The sequence below is a fragment of the Maribacter taeanensis genome (assembly GCF_047345145.1).
In the GTDB taxonomy this organism is placed as follows: Bacteria; Bacteroidota; Bacteroidia; order Flavobacteriales; family Flavobacteriaceae; genus Maribacter_C.
The window spans coordinates 95,207-108,558 of record NZ_JBLFER010000004.1; the positions used below are offsets into that span (position 1 = coordinate 95,207).

Annotated in this window: 7 protein-coding genes; 2 read left to right on the forward strand and 5 right to left on the reverse strand. The window is 38.8% G+C overall.

The features are described from left to right. The first annotated feature begins 13 nt into the window (after positions 1–13). Entirely contained in the window at positions 14–739 is a 726-nt protein-coding gene (locus ACKWCD_RS13825; protein ID WP_413984549.1) for a head GIN domain-containing protein, read from the forward strand. A 137-nt stretch (positions 740–876) separates the two neighbouring features. On the opposite strand, the gene ACKWCD_RS13830 is transcribed toward ACKWCD_RS13825, so the two are convergent. The 5 genes from ACKWCD_RS13830 to glgB all read right to left on the reverse strand — a co-directional run bounded on the left by ACKWCD_RS13830 (position 877) and on the right by glgB (position 12,512). Next, on the reverse strand, positions 877–5,592 hold the full coding sequence (locus ACKWCD_RS13830; RefSeq protein ID WP_413984550.1) for a PQQ-dependent sugar dehydrogenase: 4,716 nt from the start codon (positions 5,590–5,592) through the stop codon (positions 877–879). Between the two features lie 202 nt (positions 5,593–5,794). Continuing rightward, the gene (locus ACKWCD_RS13835; RefSeq protein ID WP_413984551.1) at positions 5,795–7,186 is read right to left on the reverse strand and encodes an MFS transporter; all 1,392 of its coding nucleotides are present in this window, start codon (positions 7,184–7,186) and stop codon (positions 5,795–5,797) included. A gap of 76 nt (positions 7,187–7,262) precedes the next feature. Then, positions 7,263–8,072 (reverse strand): M48 family metallopeptidase, encoded by an 810-nt coding sequence (locus tag ACKWCD_RS13840; protein ID WP_413984552.1) that lies wholly within the window; start codon positions 8,070–8,072, stop codon positions 7,263–7,265. 38 nt (positions 8,073–8,110) lie between these two features. Beyond that, positions 8,111–10,510, reverse strand: a complete 2,400-nt coding sequence (locus ACKWCD_RS13845) for a glycoside hydrolase family 31 protein (protein ID WP_413984553.1) — start codon at positions 10,508–10,510, stop codon at positions 8,111–8,113. A 103-nt stretch (positions 10,511–10,613) separates the two neighbouring features. After that, positions 10,614–12,512, reverse strand: a complete 1,899-nt coding sequence (glgB, locus tag ACKWCD_RS13850; protein ID WP_413984554.1) for a 1,4-alpha-glucan branching protein GlgB — start codon at positions 12,510–12,512, stop codon at positions 10,614–10,616. Between the two features lie 200 nt (positions 12,513–12,712). Between glgB and ACKWCD_RS13855 the strand changes: the two genes are divergently transcribed. After that, on the forward strand, positions 12,713–13,300 hold the full coding sequence (locus tag ACKWCD_RS13855; protein ID WP_413984555.1) for a collagen-like protein: 588 nt from the start codon (positions 12,713–12,715) through the stop codon (positions 13,298–13,300). The last annotated feature ends 52 nt before the right edge of the window (positions 13,301–13,352 follow it).

A 13,352-nucleotide genomic window follows, 5' to 3' on the forward strand; every position in this document is an offset into this window, starting at 1 on the left:
TAAATATAACATCATGAAAAAATTATTGAGCCTAAGTTTAGTACTATTATTTACCGCATCATGCACAGCGCAATGGGGTAAAAAAATTAAAGGGAACGGAAATGTAACTACTATAGAGCGTAGTGTTGGTGAATACGACGCCGTCGGATTAGCCGGATGGTTTGATTTGGATTTGGTTGCTGGAAAAGAAGGGGAAATCAAGTTAGAGGGCGAATCAAATCTTCTGGAATACATCAAAACCGAAGTGAAAAATGGGAAGTTATCTATCAAAGTTGAAAAAGGATATAATCTAAAGCCTTCTTCATGGGATGACGGTATTCGAATTACAGTACCTGTTGAGAGTATCAACTCTGTTGCCCTTTCTGGCTCGGGAGATATTGTTGGCAAAACAACCATCAAAACCGACAACTTTAAAACTGCCATGTCGGGTTCTGGTGATATCACTTTAGACATTGAGGCAACTTCAATCGATGCCGCTATGTCTGGCTCAGGAGACATTACTTTAAATGGTAGTACTCGTGATTTCGAAGCCACCATTTCTGGCAGTGGAGATATTAAAGCCTATGGATTAGAAGCCGACAATGTAGATGCTACAGTTTCAGGTTCTGCGGACATTAAAGTTACTGCCAACAAAATGCTAAAAGCAAGAGTATCTGGATCTGGGGACATTAGTTACAGAGGAAATCCTGACAAGGTTGATACTAAAGCTTCTGGTTCAGGAGATATTTCAAAAGGATAAGGAGTTTATAGTCAATCAGAATTCAAAGAACTTAACTAATTAGAGAATTCTTAAAAAGAAAAAGAGGATCTAGTTTAAACTAGATCCTCTTTTTTATTCTCCATATAGGTTGAACTTTCGAACCAATCTTTATGGTTCTACTCTTTCATAAACTTTTCGACCTGTAGTTGATTATCATCAGTTATTATATACAAAAAGTACATTCCTGATGTTAATTCTGAAACGTTTATTTCATACTCACCGCCAGTCAAAATTTGATCCCTTGCTTCAGTATGAATTACAACTTTCCCAAGCATATCATACACATAGAACATTTCAATACTTCGATCAATGTTTCCAAATACAGAGAGGTTTAATATATCTGTGGTTGGGTTCGGATGTAAACTTATTTCGAACACTGGTAATGCGGCTGTAAAGTTTATTGCACCGGTTGCCTGAGAAGCAGATAAAACAATTCCCGGAATAACTTCAGTAGGTAATGAACCATTTCCATCACTTGGTCTGCGCCATGCTACCGCTAGATTATCACCAAAAGTACCTTCTTTCATTAGTGCTTCTATGTAATAGGTATCTCCTTGGGTTAGAACAATACCCTGTGATTTCTGTGAGGGGAACTTATCCCATTGCCTATTACTTGCATAAGCCTCATGACTGGCTATTCGAACCTTGTCTGCTGCATTTGAGCTAGTACTTAAGCTAATCTCAGAATGATTGTTACCTGCCACCCAGAAGTAGTAGACGCCTGTTTCAGGAGCACACAAATAACCGCTAACTCTTACCCCATAGTTGTTACCCATATTTTTGGGAATCTCAAAAAGAGACAATTCTGAAGTCGATGATGGATTCTCTGGATAATTAGCAGCGCTTGTTAAATCCGAAATCGCAATTCCTGATATATCATCATAACGCTCCATCAAAATACTACCACTAGCTGTGCAGGTATTGGGAACCGTTGAAGTTACCTCAATGGTAGCCTGAGAAGTAAAACCACCATCATTGGTAGTTACCGTTATGGTAGCTGTACCTTCAGAGATGCCTGTTACCAGTCCGTTTGTATCAACACTTGCAATAGCAGCATCACTAGAAGACCAACTTACAGATTGATCGCTAGCTCCAGAGGGAACTATGGTAGGATTAAGCATAGCCGTTTGGCTCTCACTAAGAGTTAGTGTAGTTGGCGATAAAGAAATGCCACTCACTGCAACCATGTCGGGTATGAAGGGTGATAATACATTTCCTGGTATGACCTGACTAGCCAAAGCACCATCTCCATCACTAGGTCTGCGCCAACCTATCGCTAGATTATCACCAAAAGTACCTTCTTTCATCAGGGCCTCTACATAATAACTATCACCTTGGGTTAGAGAAATACCTTGAGATTTCTGTGTTGTGAACTTGTCCCACTCTCTATTACCTGCCCAATTACTATGGTAAGCAATTCGAACCTTTCCTGTGGCATCTGAGCTTGTACTAAGGCTAAGCTCTGAACCATTATTGCCAGCCACAAAGAAATAGTAGGTGCCTGTCTCAGGAGCACACAAATAACCACTGACTCTAACTCCGTAGTTATCACCTTGGTTTCTTTGAATCTCAAAACTAGAAAGCTCTGAAGTAAAAGAAGGATTGTCAGGATAATTGGCTGCACTTGTTAAGTTAGACACTTCAATGCCTGATATGTCATCATAGCGCTGCATTAGAATTGTTCCACTTGCTGTGCATGTACTAGTATTGTCCGGAATGACTTCAATAGTAGCAGCAGCAGTGAAATTACCATCATTGGTAGTCACTGTTATTGTAGCTGTACCTGAAGCAATACCGGTTACCAACCCACTAGTATTAACTGTTGCAATAGTAGCATCACTTGATGACCAAGTTACTGATGGGTCAGTGGCATCAGAGGGTGCAATTGTGGCTATTAGCGTTCCTGTTTCGCCTTCTTGTAAGGTTAATGTGTTAGAATCGAGCGTTACACCAGTGACATTAACAGTGGGAGGCCCGCTGAAAAAGTCAAATGCTGTACAAGGTATAACTTGAAAAGGAACAGCGCCATTTCCATTGCTAGGCTTACGCCAACCTACGGATAAATTATCGCCACCGCCTCTTTCATTCATCAATGCCTCTATATAATAGTTTTGACCTGCTACTAAATTAACAGCAGCAGACTTTTGCGTAGGAAATTTGTCCCATTCACCATCAAATGACCAGCTGTCATGATAAGCGATTCTTACTTTATTCGCAGCACTAGCATCAGTACTTAAACTCAATTCAACATTATCATCTCCTGTTACCCAGAAATAATACGTACCAGTTTCTGGAGCCTTTAAAAGCCCCTTAACTCGAACTCCATAATCATCAGCTACATTTATTGGAATACGAAACTCTGTTAGTTCGTTAACAGCACTAGGGGCATTCGGGAAGTTTGTATTACTTTTTAGTTCTGCAATTGTCGTACCTGGAACATTACTAAACGTCTCCATAATAATACGATCCGAACACGGATCTGGGTCTAACTGGTTAATCCAATCATCAATTAACTGCACTGCAACAACATCAATCTCATTTTTAGCAATGGGAGGCATTCGAACAGCCGGATCAGTACTATTAAGTCTATGATATAAAATAGAAGTAGCCGTATTTCCCGGATCTACAATTCTCTCATTAAGTATTCCCAATGGTAAATAAGGGTTGGCAGTCAAAACACCTGTTTGCAAAATATCAAGATTCAAACTCAAATTAAAATCACCACGATTTCCGGTACCTGGTCTATGGCAATACGCACAATTTAGATCTAAATACGATCTTGCTTTTTCATCTAAGCTTGCCGTTGGATCATTAATCGATTTAGAAGTTAAGATCATATTTGTATCAGCATCAGAAATGGTTTGATCTAATATCCCTAAATGACTTAATGTAACCAATTGATTCGCTGTTCTTCCCGTTTGAGGGTAGGTATAATCTTTGTTCAAGTGCCTTGCTCTCGTGCCAAGAGTACCTCCAGTAATTGGGTTATGACAACTAACACAGTCAATCGTACTGGGATAGCTCCATGTTTGCGTATCTGCACTGCCATCCGCTTTCAATATGTCAATAGATTCATCCAAACCAGTGGTGAGTAACTCGGCGTCAGTTTGTTGATCATTCCATTTATAGGTGACAAAATAAAAATTGTCATCGCTCGCTTTGATTGAAAATCGTGTTTCTAATCTTTTAGTTACGGATGGATTATTTTCATCAATCGGTAGTTCAAAATGCTTTACCAAAACAGACCCGACGGGAAAATCCCAATCACCAATATCAGAATATCCAATTTTTTCGTCTGCCGTGTTGTGACTTCCATCATTCGGAATAGCCATCCAGCGTTTCTTTTCTGCGCCATCTGACCAAAACGATTCAACCAAATCGTAGGGAATAAGACCATCAGTTGGAGTTAAAGTATTCAAATCTGTGAACGCCCCCGTTTCTGATAAAAGTTGTGGTGTATTCCCAAAACCAGTATTCTTAGAAGTAACCTTAAAGAGTGATGAAGTACCCTGTTTTAAAATATAAAGTTCACCTTGTTTATCTTCTCCAAACGAAATAATATTAGTAGAAGTAAAATTGCCGTATTGCTCGTAAGTACCAGTGTTTACATCCACTGTAAAAATTTCTTCTCCATTACCATAATCAGCGCAAAGGTATTTTCCTCTAAGCTCAGGAACTTCGTTGCCCCTATATACAAAACCACCTATTACGGCATTTGCCTGCGCCCTTGGAAAAGCTACAAGTGGTTGCTCATGTGACATGTTATTATACAAATTATCAACGCAGAACGTGCTATAGTATAATCCTTCATAAAGCGGCCAACCATAGTTCTTGCCTTTCTTGATGATGTTTATTTCCTCGTGTCTTCCACCACCAATTTCACCAACATACAACTCCCCAGTTTCTCGGTCCTTGGTCATTCGGTGTGGGTTTCTATGACCAATACTATAATACTCCTCAAAATTTTCACCTGCGGGACTTAGAAATGGGTTGTCATTCGGAATCCAATAGCCATTTCCGGTTATTTCATCGGAAAATCCATGATCATCTGGCATTGTGCGAACTGGCGGGTGACTTTTTGTATTGTCTTGATCAACGTCTAAGCGTAAAACACCCCCGTCTAGATTATTGATAATATCTTGAGATTTTTTAAAGGCTGTTTGATCACCCGTTGTTAGATATAAAAAACCATCGTCTCCGAATAATAATCCTCCACCTCGATGGGTCGTTCCATACATTCTCAACTTAAGTAGAACTTGCTCTGAAGATTCTTGAACATTAAGTGTAGTCGGATTAGCCTCGTACCTTGCTAAGATTAGAAAGTTACCCCAGTATTCTTCACTATCACAACTTTGGGTTGTATAACTATTCGGAAAATCATTACTATTGGCATCCTCAGTGGTATACCAAGTATAGATATAATTCTTATCTGCCGTACCGAATTGTGGATGTAATGCCAAGCCTAAAAAACCACCGTCCCAAACCACACCGACTTTATCGGATAGATCTACCATTAAGTTTTTAGTTGAAACCCCAGGGTTCTTATCGAACCAAAATATTTTACCATCACGTTGCCCGACAATTACTTTGTTTCCACTGGGCACTTCATTAAATGTCAATGGAGAATCAAACGTAATATTTGGAAAAACAGGTTGATAAGGCAACCCTTGCGGTAGACTCCCTGGAAAATTACCATTCAGGTAAGCACCCATCGGTTCTGGATTGTCTAGACCAGAGCCTGCAAAGTAATAGGGAATAGCACTAAAAAGGAGTAATGAAGCAAAGACAAAGAGGTATTTTCGAGATTTTTTTCGGAGTAGTTTTGTTTTCATATGTATGTGGTGTGGTTCTACCTACGAAAGTCATAGATTTTGACATATTTAACAGGGCCTTATCGATGAAATACATCTTAATTCGTTGAAGCACAGGAAGCCAGAAAATTATAGAATTCCTGCATGGAAGTAAGAAATTTTGAAGAAGATGACTTTAGAACTAAGAAATTGGCTTTTAAACAATTATAGAAATGTGTAAAACCTAAGAAAGCGCCTTTTCCTCCTTTGGGACTCTAAACAACAGAATAATCCCAACTAAGAAAAACACAACTAAGAAAAGGATAGCGTAGCGCATGTTATACTTCTCATCAACAATGGCGAAAATAAGCATGCCAATTACGATTCCTATCTTCTCGGCAACATCAAAAAAGCTAAAATATGATGTTGTATCTTCCGTTTCGGGTAAGAATTTCGAATAGGTAGAACGCGCCAATGATTGCACACCGCCCATCACAAGACCTACAAAACCAGCTGCGATATAAAACTCTTCCGGTGATTTCATAAAAAAGGCATACACGCATAAAAGCATCCAAATGGCATTTACTACAATCAAAGTTTTAATATTGCCAAACTTGTCTGAAGCCCTTGATGTCAAAAATGCACCTAAAATAGCGACCAATTGAATTACGAGAATACTAATGATTAGTCCTGTCGTTTTTTGGTCATCATCCGCCCAACCAATTTCTTTTTCACCAAAGTAAACGGCAATGAGCATAATTGTCTGTACGGCCATACTAAAAACGAAGAAGGCTTCCAGATATCGTTTTAGTCTTAAGTTTTCCTGTAATTGTTTCCAGACACCTTTTAATTCTCTAAATCCATTTAACAATACATCTTTAGTTACTTTTTGACCAGTAGAAGTTCCTTTAGGTAAAATGGCAAAGGAGTACTGACTGAAAAGTGCCCACCAAATTCCTACCGTTATGAATGAAATTTTCATAGCTTCAAAAGATGCGCCATTTCTTGCATTTTTCATGGCTGTAGCAATCTCTTCTTCACTACCATTTTCGTTGATACTATCGGCTATGCTAATGTCGAAACCAAACCATTCAGGTTTCATAACCATAGCTAGATTAAGCACTAGCAAAAGTACGCTGCCTATATATCCCATAGAGAAACCTTTCGCACTTATACGATCTTGTTGTTCTTCAAAAGCGATATCTGGTAAATAAGAATTGTAGAAAACCAAGCTACCCCAATACCCCAATAGGCCCATAAAATAGAACAGAAGACTCGTATGAATGGCATCTAAATCGAACCAGTACAAACCAACACATCCGATACTGCCAAGATAACAGAAGAACTTCATGAAGTTCTTTTTGTTTCCCACATAATCGGCAATTCCTGATAAAATAGGCGATGATATCGCCACCACTAAAAAGGTGAAAGCCGTTATAATTTCAATGAGTACTGTTGGCTTCATTTCAAATCCAAAAGCAGAAACGAGCTCTTCATCCGAAGAGAATAACGCAGAATAAAAAATAGGAAAAATCGACGAAGCGATTGTTAAGGTATATACCGAATTCGCCCAATCATAAAAGGCCCAAGCATTCAATAATTTTTTACTTCCTTTAATCGCTATGCCTCTTGCCATATGGTTTGGTTGGGTATAAAAAAACCGTCAGCGATAAAACTGACGGTCTTAAATATACGATTATTACCAATAGTTTCTATTGAAAAGAAGTAACGCCAAATTTAGCAGCCTCTTTCTTAGCCAAAGGAGCCCACTGCGTCAAATTAGAGATACGTGTATCATTTGAAGGGTGCGTACTCATAAATTCTGGTGGTGCTTGTCCTCCGCTTTTGGCTTTCATACGTTTCCATAATTCTGCCCCTTCATCAGGATTGTAACCTGCAATAGCCATAATCTGAAGTCCTATACGATCCGCCTCTGTTTCATGACTTCTACTAAAAGGTAGCATGATACCTAAGGTCGAACCCAAGCCATAAGCCTGATTGAACATATTTCTCTTTTGAGGATCTTTAATTGCCACATTGCCAGCTACCGCACCTAATTGTTGTAAGGTACCAGCGCTCATACGTTGTGCTCCGTGATCTGCCAATGCATGAGCTACTTCATGCCCCATAACTACTGCTACCCCAGTCTCTTGTTGTGTAATTGGTAATATACCTGTGTAAAAAACAATTTTGCCTCCTGGCATACACCAAGCATTGACCGTTTCATCTTTTACTAGGTTATATTCCCACTTGTAATCTTTTAAATAACCAGGATACCCATTTGCGGTTAACCATCGTTCAGCTGCAGAAGATATGCGCTGCCCTACCCTCGTAATCATTTTTGATTCTGCGGTATTCGTTACTACCGCATTTTCCGTTAAAAACTGGTCATATTGCGCAAAGGCCATTGGAAAAATTTGTTTGTTCCCATAAAAGTTTAAAACTTTTTGACCCGTGAAAGGATTTGTTTTACAAGCTGTAGCGCCAATAAAAATAATTAGCACTAAAATTAATTTTCTCATTGCGATGTATGTTTAGTCCTTGTAAAGTACAAAAAAAATTATTTTCCTGTAATGTGCAGGGTTGTAAAGTTTTTGTTCACTTCAATAGAATTGTTTCCGTTTCGCTTAATATCTTCTAAGCTTACTTCCTCATTATCAATCTCTATGCCATTGATTTCAAAAGGTAATCCGTGAAACTTGATCTCAAGGGTTTCATATGGGGTAATAAAAGTGCCGTCTTTATGCTGTTGAATGCTTAGCTTTTTTGCCTTTCCTTGTAATTTGAATTTACGATGACTGTAGCGTCCTTTGGTGTAATCATAGCCATCCTGCCCGTCTTCATAAACCATAGAATTTTCAATTCCTTCCTTATAATACACATCTAGAATCAGCGTATCAATTGTCTTCTCACCAACGTATTGCTGTACAGGATACTTAGGAATAATAGCTCCTTCTTTGATAAACAAAGGAATTTTATCAAGATCTGCGGCTACCCATTTTTCTTTTCCACCATCTACTACTTCTTCTGTCCAGAAATTATACCATTTTCCTCTGGGAATATACATTCTTCTACCTTGGGCGTTCGGTTCTTGAATAGGACAAACCAATATCTGATCACCAAAAATGAACTCGTCAGTTCTAAAATGTGTTTGCGGATCTTCTTGGTCGAACATCACCAAAGATTTCAACATAGCGATTCCGTTTTTAGAATAGTCGTAAAACATGGTATACAGATATGGAAGCAATTGGTAACGCATTTCAACAAACTTGCGAACAATATCGGTAACCTCATCATCAAAAGACCATGGTTCTTGATCCCCGTGATCACCACTTGAATGGACTCTACAAAACGGATGAAAAATTCCCAATTGAATCCATCTTGCAAAAAGTTCGCCATTCGGTTGCTCAGCAAAACCTCCAATATCAGAACCCACAAAAGAATAGCCACTCATACACATACGTTGCATTTGTACGTTGGCCAACCATAAATGTTCCCAAGTGGCAACGTTATCACCAGTCCAGGTACAGGCATATCTTTGGGTACCGGCATATGCGGCTCTTGTTATTACAAATGGTCTCTTTGGATAGGAGTGCTTTTTCACCCCATTATAGGTAGCACGCACCATCTGCATTCCGTAGACGTTATGCGATTTTCTATGTGTACTAGGATTTCCGTCGTTGTTATGTCGTGTATCTAAAGGAGCGGTTTTTGAAGGTACTTCCATAACGGCGGGTTCGTTCATATCGTTCCAAACCGCATGAACGCCCATTTCCGCCATAAATTCTTTATACAATTCTGCCCACCACTTTCGTACTTCAGGATTCGTAAAATCTGGAAAATGACATTCACCCGGCCAAACTTTTCCATGCATATAAGGGCCATCGCCTCGTTTACAGAAATAATCGTTTTCCATGGCTTCTTGATACACCCAGTAGTCACGATCCACTTTGATTCCCGGATCTATCATTACGACCGTTTTAAACCCATCTTCTTCAAGCTCCCCAATCATTCGCTTTGGGTCAGGAAAACGTGTTTTATCCCAAGTGAAACAACGGAAACCATCCATATAATCAATATCCAAATAAATGGCATCACACGGAATTTTCAAATCGCGAAACTTCTTCGCTATCTCTTTGACATTGCTTTCTGGAAAGTAACTCCATTTTGATTGCTGGTAGCCCAAAGCCCATAGAGGTGGGAGTTCTGGTTTTCCTGTTAAATCTGTATACAAACGAACCACTTTTGACATATCCGGTCCGTAAATGAAATAGTAATTCATCTCACCACCATCAGCCCAAAAACTGGCCGTAGTACGACGCTCATGAGCAAAATCAAAATGCGTTTTAAAAGTGTTGTCAAAGAAAATACCATAGGCTTTTCCATTGGTGAGTCCTACATAAAAAGGAATGGCTTTATATAAAGGATCTCTGTCCTTTCCGTAGGCATAGGAATCAGTAACCCAATTTTCGAGTCGCTTTCCTTTTAAGTTGGAATGGGTTGCCTTGTCACCCAAACCGTAGAAACTTTCACCGGTTTGAGCAATCTTGCTCATCTTTACTGTATTGCCACCATATTCATAGTTTTCCTCCCAGTGAAAACCAATTTCATCTTCATTGATAATATTTCCCTCTGGGTCGGAAATCTGAACACGCATCGTTTTTTTATCCACCAAAACCTTCATACGAATGGTTTCAATAAGGTATTCTGTATCCGTTTCAGAAACATCTAATTTGTCATATCCGCGTCTACCAATTTTGCTGATAGCATATGAAAAATCAGGTTCAAAATTATAACTGGTCGCATATCGAAAACGCAGCATGCTATTCCGAAGCACGGTAATTTGAAGTACCACTCCATTTTCAGAGGTGAAATACAACTTGTCGACATCTTGAAGAAAGTCGACTATCTGGTTCGGGTATAAATTCCCTTTATATTCTAATTCAGTATTCGTAATCATAGTAGGTTGATTGTATATTGAGGAAGCAAAAAAAGTACATTACTACCTAAACTTGAAATAATTACAGCTGAAATTGTCAACTATAACGATATCCTCAAATTTTCTATTTAAAAATAACAATACTTAAAGGCGGAATGGTCATTTCAATGGATTTTTTATGTCCGTGCCATTCCTTTGTACTCAGTTTAGAAATATTGGTATCCAATCCTGAACCACCATATTTTTTAGCATCACTATTGAATAGCACTTTAAGTTGTCCTGATTTCTTCGGAATTCCTATTCTATAATTCTCCCTCGGAACCGGAGTCAAATTCAAAGCGATATAAATATCATTCTTAGCGTCATGCCCTTTACGGATGTAAGTCAAAACAGAATTCTCATGGTCACCATAATCAATCCATTGAAAACCTTCAGGACTGAACTGCTTCTCATATAGCGCAGGATGCGACTTATAAAACCCATTTAAGTCTTTAACGAGTTGTTGAACACCCGAATGCACTTCATAGTCTAACAAATGCCAATCTAAACTTTGCTGGAAGTTCCATTCAGAAGTTTGTCCGAATTCACCACCTTGAAAAATCAAGTTTGTTCCGGGGTGCGTGAACATATAACCAAAGAGCAATCTTAAGTTCGCAAACTTTTGCCATTCATCACCTGGCATACGATACACCAGCGATTGTTTGCCATACACCACCTCATCATGCGAAAACGGGAGCATAAAATTCTCCGTAAAGGCATAGGTCATGCTAAAGGTTAAATCATTTTGGTGATACTTTCTGTTGATGGGGTCTTTTTTGAAATACTCTAAAGTATCGTGCATCCAACCCATCATCCATTTCATTCCAAAACCTAATCCGCCTAAATTTACCGGTTTTGAAACCCCTGTAAAAGCAGTAGATTCCTCAGCAATGGTTTGTACACCGTCGAAATTCTCATAGACGGCTTGATTTAATTCCCGAATAAAAGAAAGTGCTTCTAAATTTTCATTGTTGCCGTACATATTGGGCTCCCACTCCCCTTCTTCTCTGGAATAGTCCAAATAAATCATTGAAGCTACAGCATCAACTCGGAGCGCATCAGCATGAAACTGGTCTAACCAAAAAAGTGCATTACTAATTAAAAAGGCACGGACTTCATTTCGACCATAATTGAAGATTAAACTTTTCCAATCTGGGTGATATCCTTTTCTTCTATCGGGATGTTCGTATAAGTGAGAGCCATCGAAAAACCCTAGTCCATGGGCATCTTCAGGAAAATGTGAGGGAACCCAATCCAAAATAACCCCAATATCATTCTGATGTAATTTATCAACCAATAGTTTAAAACCTTCCGGTTCACCAAAACGGGAAGTCGGCGCGAAATAACCTGTAAGCTGATACCCCCAAGAAGGGTCGTAGGGATACTCCATCACGGGCATAAATTCCACATGGGTAAAACCCATCTCTTTTACATAGCTGACTAAATCCTCAGCCAATTCCCCATAACTTAGGAATTCATTGTCATTTTTCTTTTTCCAAGAACCTAAGTGCACCTCGTATACTGAATAGGGTCTGTCTAATCCGTTTTTTTCAGAGCGGTAGCCCATCCACTTTTTGTCTTTCCAGGTGTATTTTGCATCCCAAATAATAGAAGCTGTGTTAGGCGGGTGCTCGCAGTAACGCGCAAATGGGTCTGCTTTTTCGGTAACTATTCCGTGATTATTTGAATGAATCTTGTATTTGTAGATTTCACCATGTCCGACGTTTGGAATAAATCCTTCCCAAATTCCACTTTCATCCCAACGCACATTTAGAGCATGTTCTCCGTCCTGCCAAGCATTGAACTCTCCAATCACCGAAACTGAGTTTGCGGTTGGTGCCCAAACGGAAAAGTATGTTCCTTTTACTCCTTCAACGAATATCGGATGAGAGCCTAACTTCTCATATAGTTTATAATGCTTTCCTGATTTAAATAAATTAATATCGAAATCAGAAAAAAGACTGTGAGCAATAACCTTTGACATATTAGAGTGCTGTATTTGTTGCAAAAGTAATCAACTTTGGAGGATTGAATACTCTGATAATTAGCAGATGAATTTTTCTTGATTCTTATTACGAAATCATCAATATAGGGCTGAAATTTTGATAAACTGAAAAAAGTGGAACGCTTTTTGAAATATAAATTACAACTTTGAAAAATTCGTATAAACTAAATACTAAAATTATGAAAAAAGTAACACTAATACTCGGCGCATTTCTAACACTTTTCATGGTTTCCTGTGAAGTAAATGGAGTTGATGGGCGCGATGGATTTGATGGAATAGATGGAATCGATGGAAGAGATGGTTTAGATGGTCTTGATGGGCAAGACGCTCCATTACCTAAAGTCATTGATGTTGAAGGAACGTTTACTTTGGATAATGATTATGGCATTCGACATACTTTTGACGACTCTATAGAAGTTTTAGAAACTGATGTAGTATTGGTTTATCTTCTTTGGGATCAAGCTGACGGTTCTGACGGACAACCCATAGATATATGGAGACTATTACCTCAAACGCGACTTTTAGATCAGGGTGTATTGATATACAATTTCGAACACACCTTTGTAGATGTCGATATCTTCTTAGAAGCGGACTTTGATTTAGGAACTTTGGCAGCTGGTGATACAGACAATCAAGTTTTCAGAATTGCGGTTTTACCAGCAGAATCTACCTCTGGGAAGTCAAGTGTTGACAAGACTAGTATCACTTCTGTAATGGCTTATTTAGGTGTTGAAGATAAAGATGTAAAGAAAGTACAATTGAAATAAAACAAAACCCCACAATTTGTAAATCCTGTTTTTTTGTTAAAGACAGGATTTT

Bases quoted from the DNA above. Each gene is read 5' to 3' on its own strand.
- ACKWCD_RS13825 (WP_413984549.1), top strand. From the start codon at position 14: ATGAAAAAATTATTGAGCCTAAGTTTAGTACTATTATTTACCGCATCA.
- ACKWCD_RS13830 (WP_413984550.1), bottom strand. From the start codon at position 5,592: ATGAAAACAAAACTACTCCGAAAAAAATCTCGAAAATACCTCTTTGTC.
- ACKWCD_RS13840 (WP_413984552.1), bottom strand. From the start codon at position 8,072: ATGAGAAAATTAATTTTAGTGCTAATTATTTTTATTGGCGCTACAGCT.
- ACKWCD_RS13855 (WP_413984555.1), top strand. From the start codon at position 12,713: ATGAAAAAAGTAACACTAATACTCGGCGCATTTCTAACACTTTTCATG.
- ACKWCD_RS13835 (WP_413984551.1), bottom strand. From the start codon at position 7,186: ATGGCAAGAGGCATAGCGATTAAAGGAAGTAAAAAATTATTGAATGCT.
- glgB (WP_413984554.1), bottom strand. From the start codon at position 12,512: ATGTCAAAGGTTATTGCTCACAGTCTTTTTTCTGATTTCGATATTAAT.
- ACKWCD_RS13845 (WP_413984553.1), bottom strand. From the start codon at position 10,510: ATGATTACGAATACTGAATTAGAATATAAAGGGAATTTATACCCGAAC.